The organism is Janthinobacterium sp. SUN073, assembly GCF_030397665.1.
GTDB lineage: Bacteria > Pseudomonadota > Gammaproteobacteria > Burkholderiales > Burkholderiaceae_D > Janthinobacterium.
The window spans coordinates 210,748-229,556 of record NZ_JAPUBT010000007.1; the positions used below are offsets into that span (position 1 = coordinate 210,748).

At 62.3% G+C, this 18,809-nt stretch carries 17 protein-coding genes; 11 read left to right on the plus strand and 6 right to left on the minus strand.

What is annotated here, in order from left to right; all coding sequences use genetic code 11:
* The first annotated feature begins 105 nt into the window (after positions 1 to 105).
* The 7 genes from O0882_RS19555 to O0882_RS19585 all read left to right on the plus strand — a co-directional run bounded on the left by O0882_RS19555 (position 106) and on the right by O0882_RS19585 (position 7,241).
* Entirely contained in the window at positions 106 to 1,131 is a 1,026-nt protein-coding gene (locus O0882_RS19555; RefSeq protein WP_289950651.1) for a LacI family DNA-binding transcriptional regulator, read from the plus strand.
* Entirely contained in the window at positions 1,131 to 2,618 is a 1,488-nt protein-coding gene (locus O0882_RS19560) for a sugar ABC transporter ATP-binding protein (RefSeq protein WP_289950653.1), read from the plus strand. The genes O0882_RS19555 and O0882_RS19560 overlap by 1 nt, the downstream gene beginning before the upstream one ends.
* On the plus strand, positions 2,599 to 3,609 hold the full coding sequence (locus tag O0882_RS19565; protein ID WP_289950655.1) for an ABC transporter permease: 1,011 nt from the start codon (positions 2,599 to 2,601) through the stop codon (positions 3,607 to 3,609). Before O0882_RS19560 ends, O0882_RS19565 begins: the two co-directional genes overlap by 20 nt.
* Before the next feature lie 61 nt (positions 3,610 to 3,670).
* On the plus strand, positions 3,671 to 4,642 hold the full coding sequence (locus O0882_RS19570) for a substrate-binding domain-containing protein (protein ID WP_289950656.1): 972 nt from the start codon (positions 3,671 to 3,673) through the stop codon (positions 4,640 to 4,642).
* A 79-nt stretch (positions 4,643 to 4,721) separates the two neighbouring features.
* Positions 4,722 to 5,774 (plus strand): sugar phosphate isomerase/epimerase, encoded by a 1,053-nt coding sequence (locus tag O0882_RS19575; protein WP_289950658.1) that lies wholly within the window; start codon positions 4,722 to 4,724, stop codon positions 5,772 to 5,774.
* Positions 5,775 to 5,783: 9 nt separating this feature from the next.
* Positions 5,784 to 6,935, plus strand: coding sequence for a Gfo/Idh/MocA family oxidoreductase (locus O0882_RS19580; RefSeq protein ID WP_289950660.1), 1,152 nt, complete (start codon positions 5,784 to 5,786; stop codon positions 6,933 to 6,935).
* A gap of 9 nt (positions 6,936 to 6,944) precedes the next feature.
* Entirely contained in the window at positions 6,945 to 7,241 is a 297-nt protein-coding gene (locus O0882_RS19585; protein ID WP_289950661.1) for a 2Fe-2S iron-sulfur cluster-binding protein, read from the plus strand.
* A 1-nt stretch (position 7,242) separates the two neighbouring features.
* Here O0882_RS19585 and O0882_RS19590 read toward each other — a convergent pair whose 3' ends face one another.
* Positions 7,243 to 7,554: a hypothetical protein gene (locus tag O0882_RS19590; protein ID WP_070258491.1), complete on the minus strand. Its 312-nt coding sequence runs from the start codon at positions 7,552 to 7,554 to the stop codon at positions 7,243 to 7,245.
* A gap of 92 nt (positions 7,555 to 7,646) precedes the next feature.
* Here O0882_RS19590 and O0882_RS19595 point away from each other — a divergent pair, with 92 nt between their 5' ends.
* Positions 7,647 to 7,916 (plus strand): MoaD/ThiS family protein, encoded by a 270-nt coding sequence (locus tag O0882_RS19595; protein ID WP_289950663.1) that lies wholly within the window; start codon positions 7,647 to 7,649, stop codon positions 7,914 to 7,916.
* 1 nt (position 7,917) lies between these two features.
* Positions 7,918 to 9,015 carry an exo-alpha-sialidase gene (locus O0882_RS19600; protein ID WP_289950665.1) on the plus strand — a complete coding sequence of 366 codons (1,098 nt, stop codon included), beginning with the start codon at positions 7,918 to 7,920 and terminating at the stop codon, positions 9,013 to 9,015.
* On the opposite strand, the gene O0882_RS19605 is transcribed toward O0882_RS19600, so the two are convergent.
* The gene (locus O0882_RS19605) at positions 8,988 to 9,611 is read right to left on the minus strand and encodes a TetR/AcrR family transcriptional regulator (RefSeq protein ID WP_289950668.1); all 624 of its coding nucleotides are present in this window, start codon (positions 9,609 to 9,611) and stop codon (positions 8,988 to 8,990) included. The genes O0882_RS19600 and O0882_RS19605 overlap by 28 nt on opposite strands.
* 151 nt (positions 9,612 to 9,762) lie before the next feature.
* Here O0882_RS19605 and O0882_RS19610 point away from each other — a divergent pair, with 151 nt between their 5' ends.
* Complete coding sequence (locus tag O0882_RS19610; RefSeq protein WP_289950669.1) at positions 9,763 to 10,806, plus strand: MBL fold metallo-hydrolase; 1,044 nt, start codon at positions 9,763 to 9,765, stop codon at positions 10,804 to 10,806.
* A 1-nt stretch (position 10,807) separates the two neighbouring features.
* Here O0882_RS19610 and O0882_RS19615 read toward each other — a convergent pair whose 3' ends face one another.
* Positions 10,808 to 11,140, minus strand: coding sequence for a hypothetical protein (locus O0882_RS19615; RefSeq protein WP_289950671.1), 333 nt, complete (start codon positions 11,138 to 11,140; stop codon positions 10,808 to 10,810).
* Between the two features lie 436 nt (positions 11,141 to 11,576).
* Here O0882_RS19615 and O0882_RS19620 point away from each other — a divergent pair, with 436 nt between their 5' ends.
* Complete coding sequence (locus O0882_RS19620; RefSeq protein WP_289950672.1) at positions 11,577 to 12,599, plus strand: substrate-binding domain-containing protein; 1,023 nt, start codon at positions 11,577 to 11,579, stop codon at positions 12,597 to 12,599.
* A gap of 26 nt (positions 12,600 to 12,625) precedes the next feature.
* Here the strand turns inward: O0882_RS19620 and O0882_RS19625 are convergent, their stop codons facing one another.
* The 3 genes from O0882_RS19625 to O0882_RS19635 form a co-directional block, all read right to left on the minus strand.
* Positions 12,626 to 13,534, minus strand: a complete 909-nt coding sequence (locus tag O0882_RS19625) for a hypothetical protein (protein WP_289950674.1) — start codon at positions 13,532 to 13,534, stop codon at positions 12,626 to 12,628.
* Positions 13,535 to 13,797: 263 nt separating this feature from the next.
* Positions 13,798 to 17,394, minus strand: coding sequence for an indolepyruvate ferredoxin oxidoreductase family protein (locus O0882_RS19630; RefSeq protein ID WP_289950676.1), 3,597 nt, complete (start codon positions 17,392 to 17,394; stop codon positions 13,798 to 13,800).
* Between the two features lie 242 nt (positions 17,395 to 17,636).
* Positions 17,637 to 18,779: a hypothetical protein gene (locus O0882_RS19635; protein WP_289950679.1), complete on the minus strand. Its 1,143-nt coding sequence runs from the start codon at positions 18,777 to 18,779 to the stop codon at positions 17,637 to 17,639.
* Positions 18,780 to 18,809 lie beyond the last annotated feature (30 nt).

Below are 18,809 nucleotides of genomic sequence, written 5' to 3' on the forward strand. Positions count from 1 at the left end.
GCTCGCACGGGGCCGTTTTTTTGCGCATTGCAGCATCGATAATGTTTGCATCGCGCGCGCGACTGGCCTATAAATGTAATCGATTACATTTATATGAAAAATCCCATGCCGCCAGCCGTTCCATCCTCTTTGCCGACAGAAACCGTCTCCATCAGCGCCGTCGCCGCGCATGCGGGGGTGTCGGTGGCCACCGTCTCGCGCGTGATGAACGAGCAGGCAGGGGTGCGGGCGCCCACGCGCGACAAGGTGCTCGCGTCCGTGGCGGCGCTCGGCTACCGCATGAACCACCTGGCGCGCAGCCTGCGCACGGCCGAGAGCCGCATGCTGCTGACCATGGTGCCCGACGTGGGCAACCCGTTCTATGCGCAGATCGTGCGCGGCATCGACACGGTGGCGCGCGAACACGGCTACTTTGTGCTGCTGTGCGACACGGGCGCGGATGCGGGCCGCGAGCGTTCCTATTTCGACTTGCTGCGCATGCACCGCGCCGACGGCGCCATCTGCCTCGACCCGGACACGGTGCAGCATGCCTTGTCGCATGAATCCGTCAGCCTGCCGTGGGTGGCCTGCTGCGAATTCGACCCCGCCGTGGCCGTGCCCTATGTCGGCATCGACAACCACCGCGCCGCGTCCGACGCCGTCGCACATCTGCTGTCGCGCGGCCACACGCGCATCGGCCTGATCAATTCGGACGAGCGCTATCTGTATGCGCGGCAACGCCAGCAAGGCTATTTGGACACCCTGGCTGCCGCCGGCTTGCCCGTGCGGCCGCAATGGGTGCACACGGTGCAAAGCCTCGACTATGAGGCGGGCACGGCCGCCACCTTGCGCATGATGGCCCAGCCAGACGCGCCCACGGCCATCTTTGCCGTCTCCGACACCCTGGCCATCGGCGTCTTGAGCGCGCTGCGCCAGTTGGGAAAACGCGTGCCGGAAGACGTGGCCGTGATTGGCTTCGACGATATCGCCATCGCCGCGCAGATAGCTCCCGGTCTCACCACCATCGCCCAGCCGATGCGCGAACTGGGCGAGACGGCGGCGCGATTATTGCTGCAGCGGCTGGCTAACCCGGCGGCCAGCGTGCCTGGCGTGCTGCTGCAACACCGATTAATTTTGCGAGGGAGTGCATAGTGAGCGTTGCCGTCGGTTTCGAGGGGGTTTGCAAGGATTTCGGCCCCGTGCGCGTCTTGCATGGCGTCAGTTTTACCTTGTCGCCCGGGCGCGTGTATGGCTTGCTGGGCGAAAACGGTGCCGGCAAGTCGACCCTGATGAAAATCCTCGCCGGCTACGAGAGCGTGAGCGAAGGGCAGCTGCTGATCGATGGCCAGCCCCGGCATTTCACCAGTTCGCGTGCGGCGGAAAGCGCCGGTATCGTGCTGATCCACCAGGAATTCAACCTGGCCGAGCACCTGACGGTGGCGCAAAACATGTTCCTGGGCCATGAGAAAACCCGTGGCTGGCTGCTCGACGAAGCCGCCATGCGCGAAGAAGCGTCGCGCTACCTGAAACAGGTGGGGCTGGAGGTGTCGCCCGAGACGAAAATCCGCGACCTCATCGTCGCCGAAAAGCAGCTTGTGGAAATCGCCAAGGCCCTGTCGCGCCGCGCCCGCTTCCTGATCATGGATGAACCGACGGCCACCCTGACGTCGTCGGAGACCCAACGTTTGTTTGCCGTCATGGCGCAGCTGAAAAGCGACGGCGTCACCATTCTCTACATTTCCCACAAGCTCGACGAAGTGGAGCGCAACACGGACGAGGTCATCGTCATGCGCGACGGGCGTTTCGTCACGCGCGAGCCGACGGCCAGCCTCACGCGCCAGCAAATGGCGAACCTGATGGTGGGGCGCGAATTGTCCGACATGTTTCCCGCGAAAGTGCCACTGGCGCCGGACGCCCCGATCCTGCTGAAGGTCGATGGCTTGAGCGTCCCCGGCTGGTCGAAAGACTTGTCGTTCGAGGTGCGCGCCGGTGAAGTGCTGGGTTTTGCGGGCCTGGTGGGCGCGGGGCGCACGGAATCGTTCGAGGCGGTGCTGGGCTTGCGCCCGCGCAGCGCGGGGCTGATCGAGCTCAATGGCCAGCCCGTGGACATCCGCACGCCCAAGCAAGCCATGCAGCACGGCATGACGTATTTGAGCGAAGACCGCAAGGGCAAGGGCTTGCACGTGAACCTGGGCTTGCGCGAAAACCTCACCATGATGACGCTGCGGCGCTATGCGCGGCCGTGGCTCGATGTCGCGGCGGAAAAAGCTGCGCTGGCCCAGGCCGTGGCTGACTTCAATATCCGCACGGGCGACCTCGACAGCCGCGCGCGCATGCTGTCGGGCGGCAATCAGCAAAAGCTGGCGCTGGCGAAATACCTGCATTCGGACCCCCGTGTCGTCGTGCTCGATGAACCGAGCCGTGGCGTGGACGTGGGCGCCAAGCGCGACATTTACTTTTTGATCCACCGCCTGGCCGCCGAAGGGCGCGCCGTGATCGTGATTTCATCGGAACTGATCGAATTGATCGGCCTGTGCCACCGGGTCGCCGTGATGCGCGCCGGCACCCTGCAAGCCACCCTGTCTGCTGACCACCTGACCGAAGAGGAGTTGATTGCCCATGCAACCGGCACGCACTGACACTACTGAAGTATCCACCGTCGCCAAGCTGGGCGCGCGCATCAAGGGCTTTGGCCCCGTGCTGGGCTTGTTATCGCTGTGCATCGCGGGCACCTTGCTCAACGGCGACTTCGCCACCTTGGACAACCTGATGAACGTGCTCACGCGCACGGCGTTTATCGGCATCATCGCCGTGGGCATGACCTTCGTCATCATCTCCGGCGGCATCGATCTGTCGGTCGGCTCGATGGCGGCGCTGATCGCCGGCTGCATGATCTATTTCATGAATGCGCTGGCGCAAGGCGCAGGCGGCGACCTGGCACCGATCACCATGCTGGTGCTGGGCATCGCCATGGCCTTGATCCTGGGCGCCGGATTCGGCCTGATGCATGGCTTGCTCATTAGCAAGGGCAATATCGAGCCGTTCATCGTCACCCTGGGCACCCTGGGCATCTTCCGCGCCGTGCTCACTTACCTGGCCGACGGCGGTGCCCTGACCCTGGACGCCACCCTGTCCGAGCTGTACAGCCCCGTGTATTACACGAGCGTGCTGGGCGCGCCGATTCCGATCTGGATCTTTTTGTTCGTCGCGGCGGCCGGCGCCATCATTCTCAATCGCACCACCTTTGGCCGCCACGTGCAGGCGATTGGTTCCAACGAGCAAGTGGCGCGCTATGCGGCCATCAACGTCGACAGAGTCAAGATCGCCACCTACATGCTGCTGGGCGTCTGCGTGGGCATCGCCACCGTGTTGTACGTGCCGCGCCTGGGCTCGGCTACGCCGACGACGGGCTTGCTGTGGGAACTCGAAGCGATCGCCGCCGTCGTCGTGGGCGGCACGGCCCTGAAAGGGGGAGAAGGGCGCATCGTCGGCACCGTGATCGGCGCCATCCTGCTGTCCGTGATCAGCAATATCCTGAATTTGACCAGCATCATCAGTGTCTACCTGAATGCCGCAGTGCAAGGCGTGGTGATCATCGCCGTCGCCTTCCTGCAGCGAGGCCGCAAATAAAAACACAGCGGCGTTCTGAAAGGGCGGCCACCGGGCGCCCACAACCTTGGAGGAGAGCAGCATGAAGAGCTTTAGACGGGTAGCAGGGGTAGCAGGGATGGCAGTGCTGGTGATGCAGGCGTGGGCGATGGGGCCGGCGCAGGCGGCGGAGAAGCTGGTCGTCGGCGTGGCCATTCCCACGGCCACGCACAGTTTCACGTCCGGCATCGTGTGGTGGGCGAACCAGGCCAAGGCGGAGCTGGAAAAAGCCCATCCGGGCTTGAAAATCATCGTCAAGACGGCCGCCACGGCGCCCGAGCAGGCGAACCAGTTGCAGGACATGTTGACGGTGAACAAGATCAACACCCTGGTGATCTTCCCCATCGAGTCGGCCTCGCTGACGCAGCCCGTGGCGCAAGTGAAAAACAAGGGCGTGTACGTGACCGTGGTGGACCGCGGCTTGACGAACACGCAGGCGCAGGATGCGTACATTGCGGGCGACAATACGGCGTTTGGCAAGCTGCCGGCCGAGTACCTGGCGAAGAGCCTGAATGGCAAGGGCAATATCGTCGTGCTGCGCGGCATGCCGACCACCCTGGACAACGAGCGCTTTGACGCGTTTTCTGCCGTCATGAAAGGCCATCCCGACATCAAGGTGCTCGACGCCAAGTACGGCAACTGGAACCGCGACGATGCCTTCAAGGTCATGCAGGATTATCTGACCCGCTTCAAGCAGATCGACGCCGTCTGGGCCGCCGATGACGACATGGCCATCGGCGTGCAAAAAGCCATCGCGCAAGCCAAGCGCACGGACATCAAGCAAGTGTTCGGCGGCGCGGGCGCGAAGGGCGCGGTGAAAAAGATCATGGACGGTTCCGACCCGCTGATCGTGGCCGACGTGTCGTACTCGCCCAAGTTCATGTACGACGCCATCAAGCTGACGACGGAAGCGCGCCTGAAAGGTGATAAATTGCCGGCCAACACGATCATCCCCTCGGTGCTGATCACGCGCGAGAACGCCAAGCAGTTTTACTTTCCGAACTCGCCTTTTTAACGACACCCCAAAGCAAGGGCTGGGGTCGTACCCTCAGGGTACGACCCCGGGTTTCGGTTTGGGTTAACAGGACATTGACATGAAAACCATCCAGGGCCCGGCCATCTTCCTGGCCCAGTTTCTCGGCGACGAGCCGCCGTTCGACTCGCTCGAGCACCTGGCGCAGTGGGCGGCCGGCCTCGGTTACAAGGGCTTGCAGCTGCCCACGGCGCCACGTCTGTTCGACCTGGAACAAGCGGCCAATAGCCAGCAGTACTGCGACGATGTGAAAGCCCTGCTGGCGCGCCACGGCTTGCAGGTAACGGAATTGTCGACGCATTTGCAAGGCCAGCTGATCGCCGTGCATCCCGCCTACGACGCGTTGTTCGACGGCTTTGCACCCGAGCACGTGCGTGGCGACTCGGCTGCCCGCACGGCCTGGGCCACGCAGCAATTGCTGTGGGCGGCCAGCGCCTCGCAGCGCCTGGGTTTGCAGGCGCACGTGACGTTTTCCGGCGCGCTGGCCTGGCCGTATTTGTATCCGTGGCCGCAACGCCCCGCCGGCCTGGTGGAAACGGCATTCGCGGAACTGGCGAAACGCTGGCTGCCCATCCTCGATGCCTTCGATGCGGCTGGCGTGGACCTCTGCTATGAACTGCATCCGGGCGAGGATTTGCACGATGGCGTGACCTTCGAGCGCTTCCTGGCCGCCGTCAGCGATCACCCGCGCGCCTCGATCTTGTACGACCCCAGCCACTTCGTGCTGCAGCAGCTCGATTACCTGGCTTTCATTGACATTTATCATGCGCGCATCAAGGCGTTTCATGTGAAAGATGCGGAATTCCGGCCGAACGGGCGCCAGGGCGTGTATGGCGGCTATGGCGACTGGCAAGACCGGGCCGGGCGCTTCCGCTCGCTGGGCGATGGGCAGATCGATTTCAAGGCCATCTTTTCCAAGCTGGCGCAGTACGATTTCCCCGGCTGGGCCGTGCTGGAATGGGAATGCTGCCTGAAACACCCGGAAGATGGCGCGGCCGAAGGGGCGCGTTTCATCCGCGAACACATCATCCACGTGGCCGAGCACGCGTTCGACGATTTCGCGGGCAGCGCGGTTGACCAGGATCAAATCCATCACTTGCTTGGCTTGAAATAGGGAGACGACATGCAGCGACGGATACGCTTGGGCATGGTAGGGGGCGGGCAGGGCGCGTTCATCGGCGCCGTGCACCGCATCGCGGCGCGCATCGACGACCAGTACGAGCTGGTGGCGGGCGCCCTGTCGTCCGACCCGCAGCGCGCGCGCGACAGCGGCGCCGCGCTGCACCTGGCGCCGGAGCGCTGCTACAGCGATTACCGCGCCATGGCGCAGGCCGAGGCTGCCAGGGCGGACGGCATCGAGGCCGTGGCCATCGTCACGCCGAACCATTTACATGCGCCCGTCGCCACGGCCTTCCTGGAGGCGGGCATCCACGTGATCTGCGACAAGCCGCTGGGCATCTCGCTGGCGGAGGGCCGGGCGCTGGCGGCGCTGGCGCAACGTCAGAACCTGCTGTTTGCGCTCACGCATACCTACAGCGGTTATCCCTTGCTGCGCCATGCGAAAGCCATGGTCGAGACGGGCGAGATCGGCGAGCTGCGCCTCGTGCAAGTCGAGTATTCGCAGGATTGGCTGGCCGACGCGATCGCGGCCGGCGGCATGAACGAGGGTAACTGGCATAACGACCCGCACAAGGCCGGTCCCGGCGGCACCCTGCTCGACGTGGGCTTGCACGCGTATCACCTGGCGCAGTTCGTCAGCGGACTGACGCCGCATGCCGTGCTGGCGGAGCTGTCGACCTTTGTTCCGCACCGTACCCTGGACGACCACGTGCAGGTGATGCTGCGCTATGCGAATGGCGCCAAGGGAACCCTGTGGGCCAGCCAGGTGGCGACGGGCTGCGAAAACACGGTGCGCCTGCGCTTGTTCGGCAGCAAGGCGCAGCTGGACTTTGACCAGGAACAGCCGAACGCGCTGTGGTGTACGCCGCAGGGCGGTAACCGCCATCTGCTGCGCCCGGGCCGGGTCGACAGTGCGGCCGCGCGCCACGCCACGCGCGTGCCGGCCGGCCATCCGGAAGGTTATTTGGAAGCGTTCGCCCAGTTGTACCTGGATGCGGCCCTGGCCATCCGCGCCCTGCAAGCGGGCTTGCCCGTGCCGGAGGCGGCCCGCTGGCTGCCGACGGTGGCCGATGGCGTGGCGGGCCTGGCCTTTGCCGAGGCCGTGCTGCGCAGCCATGCGGCTGGCGCGAGCTGGACCACGCTGGCGGACTGTTAAACTGGGCGCATGAGCGCGCCTCCCTTTACCATCACCATCGTCCCGCAAGGCTGGCAATTCCCGGCCGATGCGGGCAGCACCATCCTGGCTGCCGCCGAGCTGGCCGGTATTCGCCTGCTCAGTTCCTGCCGCAACGGCACCTGCCGCACCTGTCTGTGCCACATGCCCGAAGGAAAAATCCGCTACACGGTGGACTGGCCCGGTATCAGTCCCGATGAGCGGCTAGACGGCTACATCCTGCCCTGCGTGGCCGTGGCGGACAGCGATCTCACCATCCAGGCGCGCGCCGTACGCACGGGCAATTAATTCACGACGGCTTGCCACCCTTCAGCCGCTGCAGCAGCGCGTCCACGCTGTCGCTCACGGGCAAGCCGTGGCGGCGCAGCAGTTGCACGTGCAGCACCAGGTTTTCCAGCACCAGCTTGGCCGCCACGGCCAGCAGGGCCAGGTTACGATCTTCCGGGCTGAAACTTTCCATGGCATCGGCCATCTCGCACAGGTGGTTGGCGATCAGTCCGCGCAATTCCTGCTCGTCGAAAGGCAGGTCGGCAAAATCGATGGGATCGGCCACTTCCACTTCCTGCATCAGCACCGCTAGTTCTTCCGGGGTAATCGTCATGCCTGGCCTCCTTGTGTGCTTGCCTCTATTTTAATTGTATTGGCCGCACAGCGGACTAGAATGAGTCGAGGCCGACGACGTCGAAGGGCAGCATGGCGCATCTGCATTTTACCCAGCAACTGGCACGTTTCCTGGACGCTCCCACCGTGGACGTGGCCGCGCCACGCCTGCGCGCCGCCTTGGATGCCGCGTTTGCGCAGCAGCCGCGCCTGCGTGGCTATGTGCTCGACGAGCAGGGCGCGTTGCGCCCCAACGTGGTGATCTTCATCGATGGCGCGCGCTGCCGCGAGCGGCGCGTGCTGGACGACGTCTTGCGGCCCGACAGCCAGGTGTATATTTTGCAGGCACTTTCCGGAGGTTGACATGAGCCAACGCGCGTATCTCGGCACCCGCAAGGGGCTGTTCCAGTTCGATGTCGATGCGGCCGACGCCTGGCAGCTGGCGCTGGTGCAGTTTGCCGGCGACCCCGTCTCCATGCTGCTGCACGATGGCCGTGACGGCGCCCTGTACGCGGCCCTGAACCTTGGGCACTTCGGCGCCAAGCTGCACCGCCTGGACAGGGACAGTTCCACATGGCAAGAGATCGCCGTGCCCGCCTATCCCGCCAAGCCGGAAGACAGCGGCGATACGGTGGACTGGACCTTGCGGCAGATCTGGTCGCTGGCGGCCGGCGGCGCGGACCAGCCCGGCGTGCTGTGGGCGGGCACCCTGCCTGGCGGCCTGTTCCGCTCAAGCGACCGCGGCGACAGCTGGCAGCTGGTCGAGTCCTTGTGGCACGTGCCGCAGCGGGCGCAATGGTTTGGCGGCGGCTATGACGTGCCCGGCATCCACAGCATTTGCGTCGATCCGCGCGACAGCAGCAAGGTGCTGGTCGGCGTGTCCTGCGGCGGCGTCTGGCAAACGCGCGATGGCGGCGCCAGCTGGGCCTTGAGCGCGACGGGCATGCGCGCCGACTACATGCCGCCCGAGCTCGATGAAAACGAAGCCGTGCAAGACCCGCACCGCATCGTGCGCAGCGCCGGCACGCCGGACGCGCTGTGGTGCCAGCACCATAACGGCATCTGGCGCTCGCAGGACGCGGGCTGGCACTGGCAGGAAGTCACCACGGCGCCGCTGTCGCATTTCGGCTTTGCCGTGGCCGTGCATCCGCGCGATGGCGACACGGCCTGGTTCGTGCCCGCGCAGGCGGACGTGTTGCGCATTCCGCTGGACGGCGCGCTGGCCGTGACGCGCACGCGCGATGGTGGCAAGACGTTTGAGGTGTTGCGCGCGGGATTGCCGCAGCAGCATTGCTACGACCTGATCTACCGCCATGGGCTGGCGCTGGCCGACGATGGGCGCGGTTTATTGATGGCGTCGACGACGGGCGGCGCCTGGTATTCGAGTGACGAGGGCGAGCATTGGCAGACCATCTCTGCCCACTTGCCGCCCGTTTATGCCGTCTGTTTTGCCACGCCGTAGTAGCACAGGAAGATATCGACGGCCAGTTCCGCCACTTCGCGCCGGCGTGCCGGGCCCAGCAGAGGCTCACCCAGGGTGATCTGTGGCCAGAATGCAAAGGTTTTTAAAGGCGACATCAGCAGGTGCGCCACTTCCACCGTCTCGCCCGCCTTGATGCGCCCATCTTGCTGCGCCGCGCGGATCCAGAGATACAGGCCCGTTTCCTTTTCATTCAGGCGCGCCACCATCGCTTGCGCGCGCGTGGGCGAGTGGATGGTTTCGCCAAAGATCACGCGCGCCAGGTCGATGAATGCCGGGTCGCACAGCAAACCCATTTTCTGCTCGACCAGGGCCAGCACCTGCGGGCGCAGCGGCTGGTCCGCAAGATAGGGCACGGCGGGCTGGGCCACGCTGCTTTCCCACATGCGCCGCAGGATTTCCGCGAACAGTTCGTCCTTGCTGGGGAAATGGTTGTACACGGTGCGCTTGGAAACGGCGGCCGTGGCGGCGATCCTGTCCATGCTGGTCGCGTCAAAACCGTGCTCGCGGAACTCGGCGATGGCGGCATCGACGATGGCGACGCGCTTGCGGTCGGTGAGGCGTTGCGGTGCGGCCATGGCGGGAAATCTCCTTTGAAAACAATATTTTACACCTCCTGGTTTACTTTGCCAGAAATAGGAACTACACTGTGTAGTGTAATTTAATCCTTGTGTTTTATAGACCGGATCGCATATGCATCGCATCTTATTCTTGGGAGTCCTGATCATCATGAGTTCTTGCACTTTGCGCGCCGAGCCTGCGGCGCTTGTTGAATCCTTACAACGCCACGACGGCAAGTTCCGCAATCCCGTGCAGATGCACACGCTGGGCACGGCGGCAACGCTGAAGCTGATGTGGACCTTTCTCTTTGACAAGCCCGACAGCACAGTGCCGGCCGCTGCCGTGCCCGTGCAAGCCTTGACCCAGGCGCAATTGCTGGCCGCGCCGGACAACAGCCTGTTTCGCCTCGGCCACTCGACCCTGCTGTTGAAACTCAACAACGAATTCTTCCTCACCGATCCCGTATTTTCCGAGCGCGCCTCGCCCGTGCAATGGGCAGGTCCGAAGCGTTTCCACCAGCCGCCCATCAGCATCGCTGACTTGCCGCCGATCAAGGCCGTCATCCTGTCGCATGACCATTACGACCACCTCGACCATGCCGCCGTGCTGCAACTGGCCGCCAAGACCGAACATTTTGTTGCGCCGCTGGGCGTGGGCGATACCCTGGTTGCCTGGGGCGTGCCGGCTGCCAAGGTGCGGCAATTCGACTGGTGGCAGGGCACCACGATTGTCGGCGTGAAACTCGTCGCCACGCCCTCGCAGCATTTCTCGGGGCGCGGCTTGTTTGATGGCAATCAAACCCTGTGGGCGTCGTGGGTCATCGACGCGCCGGACGTGCGCGTGTTTTTCAGCGGCGACTCCGGCTATTTCGGCGGTTTCAAACAGATCGGCGACAAGTACGGCCCGTTTGACGTGACCATGATCGAGACGGGCGCGTATGACAAGTTGTGGCCGGACGTGCACATGCAGCCGGAAGAAACCCTGCAAGCCCACCTGGACTTGCGCGGCAAGTGGCTCATGCCTGTGCATAACGGCACCTTTGACCTGGGGCTGCACGCCTGGCATGAACCGTTCGACCGCATCACGGGGCTGGCGGCCAAGCAGGGCGTGCACCTGGCCACGCCGCAGATGGGCGAGACGGTGGATTTACGGCAGCCGAAGCAGGGCGAGAAGTGGTGGTTGGCGATGCTGGAAGAAGAGATGCTTCGGTAATTTACGCCGTCACGTCGATCAGGCGGCCCAGGGTCTGGCCATAGCTGTTCAGCTGAGGCGTGCTTTTCGGCGTGGCGGGGAGCGCTTGCTGCGGCACGGCCACCTTGATCGCCTGGTCCAGTTGCGGCGCCTTCACGGTGACAGGGGCATCGGCCTGGGCTTGCTGGCTGCTGCGCTGCGTCTGGCTCAACGACTCCTGTTCCCGCGCCAGCGACTGGCGGCTTTGCGCCAGCTGTTCGCTGTCACGCTGTACCTGGTTCTGGCCTTGCTCGACCCGGCGTTGCGCCGTGGCCAGCGAGGCTGACAGATTGTTGACGGACGTTAGCGTGACCACATTGTTCACCTTTGAAAGTATGTCCAGGCGTGCGCAGAAGAGGAAGAATGCAGGCCGGGGGGGCGCGACATGTCTGCAGGTAATCTTTACCTGAATCAAGAGTAGGACAAATTCTCGCACAGTTCCAGTTAATTATGTTTTCTTGATAATTTTTCTGCGCGCCCTGTGTTGCCGAACTGGCATGCCGAAGCTGGCGATTCTATGGTCACAGTGAGTGCACGCTTCCCTTGCTTTCCTTTGTCTGTCTGCCACGGCAGATACCCCGCTGCGAAGATGACAGGACTGGTCACATTTAAAACATTGCTTTTTAAATAGTCAATGTGTTGTTGTTTTTTTACCATGGTGACGCACGGTAATGCGCGGCCTGCTGGGCGCTCTGGGCTATAATTGACGGTCAGAGTTGGTTTTTTTTGCCATACAGACAGGTAGTTAACACATGAATCTCAAGAGCCTCGCAATTGCCCTCGGCATGTCGAAAACGACAGTCAGCAGGGCGTTGAACGGCTATCCGGAAGTCAATTCCCGCACCCGTGAAATCGTCCTGGCCGCCGCCAAGAAAGTCGGCTACCGGCCCAACCCGCTGGCGCGCAGCCTGGCCGTCGGCCGTACCAATGTACTGGGCATGATCTATCCCCTGCTGCCCAGCGACCTGGGCGACAGCGTCTTTCTTTCCGTGGTGAATGGCATGTCGGACGCCGTGGAAGCGTCGAAGATGAGTCTCATCATCGCCCCCGTGTCGCCGCAGAATGAACAGCCCTCGTATGAAACCATGGTGCGCGGGCGCCAGGTCGATGGCCTGGTGGTGGGCCGCACCAAAGTAGTCGATGAACGCATCGCCTACCTGACGAAGGTGGGCTTTCCCTTTGTCGCGAATGGCCGCACGCGCATCGACGCGCCGTACGCGTATTTTGACTACGATAACGACACGGGCATCGACCTGGCCGTGTCCTTCCTGGCAGCGCATGGCCACCAGCGCATCGCCCTGCTGAGCGCGCCGCTGGACTTGCATTTCGCCTATGAGCGCAAGGAAAGCTTTATCCGCTGCATGGCGCAGGCGGGCTTGCCGCTGGACCCCCACTATTTGCTCGACAATACTTTTGATCGCCGCAGCGGCTACCAGGCCATGCAGCAATTGCTGGCCTGTTCGCCCCGTCCCACGGCCGTCATCGTCGACAACCACCTGTCCGGCGTGGGCGTGGTGCGTGCCCTGATGGATGCGGGCATCGAAATCGGCAAGGAAATCTCCGTCATCGTCTGGGGCAATGTGGAAGACACCTTGATCGGCATCAACGTCACCACCATCGACCAGCCCGACCTGCGCCGCGCCGGCGCCAAGATGGTGGAAATGCTGCAATCCCTGCTGGCCGGCACGCCGCCGGAACGGCTGCAGGAAATCTGGCAACCGGTGCTGTTGCCTGGGGCGACCGTGGGGCGTTGCGCGGACGCGTCAGATACGTAAGGCGCGGCAAGAGAGGCGCTGCGTATTTATTTTCCAGGCGTGTCCGTCGTATTCGCACGTATCAGCAATCGGCTCTTCATGAAGTCAATGACGAGCGTTTTGTCTGCGAACGGACTTAAGCCTAGCAGGCCGAATTCGGGTCTGCTAGCAAAGACGGCAACATTGTCCTTGGTGCAGTAACTGGCCACGGCGCCCTCCGGTAGCGTGAAGAGGCCCACGCGGATATTGCGCGTGATGGGAGCTTGAAAGCACGTCAGCGGTTTGCCCCAGGCGTTGGCGGTTATCACCTGCGCGCCTTCCCGGCTCGTCCGGCCCACTGCCTGCAGCCAGTCACTTTCCCGGAAGATGCCGAGTGCCATGCTTGCACTGCCCGTGTCAAACAGCAGGTTTTGCGTGCCAGTCGCGAATCCCTCGGCTTTGACCATGGGCACGAAGCCATCATGTGCCGCTGTTATTTCAAGATCCACGATCGTGTCATTGGGTTCCGCTTCAGTCCCATTCTTGCCAATGCGAAAGCGCTGTTGGGAAAGATCCAGACTGATGGCCTGATCTTGCAATACATCATTTCCCAGCGTTCCAATGAGCGTGGTTGCCTTGCATGTGGCCACGGTCCCGGTTCCAGCCGTTGCTGGCGACTGCGGCAAGAACGGTGTGGGCAACTTGAAGGTGCCGATTTGAAGCGTATAGGAAGCAGTCGCATGCTGGGCATGAGGGGGAGCAAGCTTCAAGGATTGGTAGAGTATGCTGCGTCCCGCCCCTGTATCAAATTGCATCAAGCAGCGTTGATCGTCCAGGCGAACAGGCAATAGTATTGCCCCCAGAACGGTGCCATCTTGCAACACGGTCTTGCTGAAGGTAAATGATTGCCACTTATTTTCTTTGGCCGCACTCGCAGAGCAGAAAGCCAGCAAACTGAGGCACAGCATTGCTTTCATGGCACTCTCCTTTGCCGCGACAATACGGCAGGCGGGCGCTCTGTACGAATCGATGAAATCCAATTGTTTGTCCTGGGGCGTTGAGTCGGGATAGGCGAGCGTCTTCGTTCACATGGCACTTGCGCGCATGAATCTTACATAAAATATATCTTTATTACAATGAAAATGGACCTGCAACGATTACCAGCCCTGAACGTAAAAACGCCGCCACCGGCAACATCCCGGTAGCGGCGCAGGGCACCACGCGCTGCATGCGGCAGGGTTTACGCCGCGCTCTTGCTACCTTGTGCCAGCACCGCCAGCAACCTCGCCTTGTCCTTGCGGTAAGTATCGACAGCCGCTTCCTTGACGTGGCCGAAGCCGCGGATTTTTTCGGGCAGGGATGCCAGTTCCACGCAGGTAGCCACATTCTCCGCCGTCAGGTTGACCAGCAGGCCGGCCAGCAGTTCGCGGTATTCGACGATCAGGGCGCGTTCCATCTTGCGTTCAGCTGTGTAGCCGAAGATGTCAAACGTGCCGCCCCGCAAGCCCTTGGCTTTGGCCAGCAGCTTGAAGGCGCGCCACATCCAGGAACCGAATTCCGCTTTCACTAGATGCCCTTTCGCATCTTTCTTGGCGAACAGCGGCGGCGCCAGATTGAATTTCACGGAGAAATTCCCCTCGAACTGCTGCTGCAACTGCTCCACGAAACGGCCATCCGTGTACAGGCGCGCCACTTCGTACTCGTCCTTGTAGGCCAGCAATTTGAAGTAGTTCTTCGCCACGGCGGTCGACAGCTTCTGGCCCAGTCCCAGGGTATTCTCGCGGTCGCGCACCTGTTTCACCAAGGTGGAATAACCATCCGCATACGCGGCATTTTGATACGCGGTGAGGAATTCCACGCGCTTCTTGATGACGCTATCGAGGCTTTGCGGCATTTGCACGAGGATCGCTTGCGACGGCGTGGCGATTTGTGTCACCTTGCGTACATCCACGGCGGCGCGGCGGCCCCACAAAAAGCTCTTCTTGTTCGACTCGATGCCGACGCCATTGAGTTCGATGGCGCGCAGCAGGGCCGCTTGCGTCAAGGGGATGCGGCCCTTTTGCCAGGCGTAACCGAGCATGAACAGGTTGGCGGCAATCGAGTCGCCCATCAGCGCCGTCGCCAGTTTGGTCGCGTCGATGAAGTCGGCCGCGTCCGCGCCGCCCACGGATTCCTCGATCAGCTGGCGCACTTCCGCCGTCGGATATTGCCAATCGGCATTTTGCGCAAACGTGCCCGGCGGCTGCTCGTGCAGGTTGACGACGGCCAGGCTTCTACCAGGACGCATTTTCGACACGGCATCCTGCGCGCCGGCCGTCAGCATGTCGCAGCCTAGAATCAGGTCCGCTTCGCCGGTGGCGATGCGCTGCGCGCGGATATGTGCGGGGGACTTGGCGATTTTTACGTGCGAGGTGACGGAACCGTTCTTTTGCGACATGCCCGTCATGTCCAGCACGGACGCGCCCTTGCCTTCCAGGTGGGCCGCCATGCCCATCAGCGCGCCCACGGTGATGACGCCCGTGCCGCCGATGCCGTTGATGAGGATATTGTACGGCGCGTCGCAGGCGGGTAAGACAGGTTCCGGCAGCGGACCGAAGTTGTCCGTCTCGCCCGTCTTGCCCGCGCCCGTTTTTGTCTTCTTCAGGCTGCCGCCTTCGACGGTGACGAAGCTGGGGCAGAAACCCTTGGCGCACGAATAATCCTTGTTGCACGAGGATTGGTCGATGGTGCGCTTGCGGCCAAATTCCGTCTCTTTCGGCAAGATCGATACGCAGTTCGATTGCACGCCGCAGTCGCCGCAGCCTTCGCAGACGGCGTCGTTGATGACCATGCGTTTGGCCACGTCCGGATATTCGCCTTTCTTGCGGCGCCGGCGTTTCTCGGCCGCGCAGGTCTGGTCGTAGATCAGCACGGACACGCCTTGCACTTCGCGCAATTCGCGCTGCACGGCATCCATGTCCTTGCGGTCGTGCAAGGTCACGTGGGCGGGCAGGTTCGAACGGTCGCTGTAGCGGCTCAAATCTTCCGTCACCAGCGCGATGCGGGCGATGCCTTCGGCCGCCACCTGCTGCGCCATCATCGGTACGGTAATCAAGCCGTCGACAGGCTGGCCGCCCGTCATGGCGACGGCGTCGTTGTAGAGGATTTTGTAGGTGATGTTGACCTTGGCCGCCTGCGCGGCGCGGATGGCCAGATAGCCGGAATGGAAGTAGGTGCCGTCGCCCAGGTTCTGGAACACGTGCGGCAGTTCGGAGAATGCGGCTTGGCCGATCCACGGCGCGCCTTCGCCACCCATGTGCGTGGTCAGCTTGTTCATTTCCGGGTAAATCGAGGTGGCCATCACGTGGCAGCCGATGCCGGCCAGCGCCAGGCTGCCTTCCGGCACCTTGGTCGAGGTGTTGTGCGGGCAACCGGAGCAGTAAAACGCGGGGCGGAACGGCGTGTTCACGGCCTTTTTCAATACCGCATCCTTGGCGTCGAGGAAACTTAATCTCGCCTTGATCAGGTCGCAGGTGACGGGGTCGGAAATCAGGCGCGCGATGCGGCTGGCGATGACTCTGGCCACTTGCGAGACGGAAAAGTCCGCCTTCGAGGTCAGCAGCCATTCGCCGCGCGGCGCCACCCATTCGCCTTTTTCGTCGAACTTGCCGATGACACGCGGACGCACGTCGTCGCGCCAGTTGTACAGCTGTTCCTTGAGCTGGTATTCGACGATTTGCCGCTTCTCTTCCACGACTAAAATTTCATCGAGGCCTTGCGCGAATTCGCGCACGCTGTCCGGTTCCAGCGGCCATGGCATGGCCACCTTGAACAGGCGCATGCCGACGTCGGCCGCCATCTGCTCGTCGATGCCCAGCTCTTCCAGCGCCTCCAGGACGTCCAGGTAGGACTTGCCGGACGCGATGATGCCCAGCTTGGCGTTCGGGCTGGCTATGGTGGTGTGGTTGAGCTTGTTTTCGCGCGCGTAGGCCAGGGCTGCGTAGATCTTATAGTCCTGCATCAGCGCTTCCTGGCTGCGCGCCTGCTGGCCCAGCGGGATGCTCGACAGGCGCGCGTTCAGGCCGCCTTCGGGCATGATGAAATCCTGCGGGATCTTGACTTCCACGCGGAACGGGTCGGCATCGATGGAGGCCGACGACTCGACCGTGTCGGCCAGAGCCTTGAAGGCTACCGTGCAGCCGGAAAAGCGCGACATGGCCCAGCCGTGGATGCCCAGGTCCAGGTATTCCTGCACATTGCACGGATACAAGACCGGGATCATCGAGGCGGAGAACAGATGGTCGGACTGGTGCGGCAGGGTCGACGAATACGCGCCATGGTCGTCGCCGGCCACCAGCAGCACGCCGCCCAGTTTGGATGTGCCCGCATGGTTCATGTGTTTGAAGACATCGCCGCAGCGGTCCACGCCCGGGCCCTTGCCGTACCACATGGCGAATACGCCGTCGTACTTGGCCGGGCCGATCAGGTCCACCTGCTGCGAACCCCAGACGGCCGTGGCAGCCAAGTCTTCGTTGACGCCAGGCACGAACTGCACGTGGTGCGCTTCCAGCTGCTTTTTCGCTTTCCACAGGTTTTCATCCAGGCCGCCCAGGGGCGAACCGCGGTAGCCGGAAATGAAGCCGGCCGTGTTGAGGCCAGCGGCCTGGTCGCGCAGGCGCTGCATCATGGGCAGGCGCACGAGGGCCTGGATGCCGGACAGGAAGATGGCGCCGGAAGTGGCCGTATATTTGTCGTCGAGGCTGACGCTGGTCAAACGGGAAGTGTCGGGGGGCGTAGATGGCGCGGCACCGGCGTTTCTAGCGAACGCTGCGGAGCCGTTTTCCGTGGTCACGGACATGGCTGTCTCCAAAAGGGTGTTTCAGATAGCGGCTGTACAAGGGGCGCACCCGGTAAGGCGCGCGCTGTGCAGACGGGATGGCCGCGTGTGGGCGGCACATAACTATTTTAAATTTAAAATAGTTAATGTGGTCAGTGTAGAACGACCGAGGGGAAGGGGCAAATACGCTTTGGCGATGGGGGTATAAGAAAAAATGATGGCCTGCCTTGCGCCGCAAGACAGGCCATGCATGCAGGGCACGCTTAGGGCTGCGTCCATTGCAGCTTGCGTGCGCGCAATGGATAGGCCACTGGCGTCAACTCGGGCAGCAGGGCATTGAGCGAGTCTTGCGTCAGTTCCAGGGCTTTTTGGGGGCTGAGTTCATTAATACTGATGGTGCTGAAGATGCCGTTATCAAAGCTTAGGTAGACGGGAGGCCCATTTTCCTTGATATCGAAGGTCTTGCGGTCTTTGTAGAAGGCGATTTCGTATGTGCCCGGCGGCAGTTCCAGCGCCACATGGGTCCTGGAGTCATTATAGTAAGAGGTTTTTTTCGCGCGGCCCTGCAGATGGCTGGCCTCGATATTATAGAATTTCCTGCCACTGTCGAATTTCTCGCTATCCACTGTTTCTTGCGGCATGCGGTTAAAGAAGATCAGATTGGCTTTTTTGTTGAGTGCCGTGCCCGCCTGTCCTGGCACATTCGACGGCTCGAGGGCGGTCGTACGGCGCATGCCTTGTTCCTCGGCTTGTTGCACGGTTTTGCGCTCGATGATCGCGTTCAGCGTAATGGCGACGTGCAGTGGCCCTATACGATTTGCCTCTTTGACATCGTAGCTGAGTCCCTTCATCGCGGCGCGTGTCGTTTCGATGGAATGCCAGATCGTTTTGGCTGCAACCCGGTCGTATACCACCGTTTCAATGAGCATGACGAGGCTGGAGTAGCAGCCAAAGCTATTGCATTTTCCTAGCGTGGTATCGGCATATTTCCAGTCCACCAGAGCCACGTAGCGCCGCCCCGTCGTGCTGGCAGGCAGGCCCTGCACGGTGTCGAGGATGGATGGCTGCTTGAACGCGGGCGGCATGGGGACGAAGGCGAATTCTTCTTTCGGATCCTTGGCAGCGTCGACATAGGCACGGCAAGCCCAGCTTTTGAACAGGGACGTGTTGTCCGACGAGACGATGGTGCCCCAGGTACTTTCATGGGTCTTGGGCGTGCAACTTTCCGGCGCAATAAATACCACCACCTCGATTTCTTTTCTTTCGATGGGCTGCGCAACATCGCCGAGCAGCACCTCGCGCAAGGGAAATTCGGATTGAGGGCGCGCGGCTTGGGCGCCCTGCATCAGCAGCAGCAGGGCGGCGCTTGCCGCCAGGCGGCGCAAGGAAGTGGTAAGCAATAACATGATGACGATGGTGAAATGAATAAGACCATC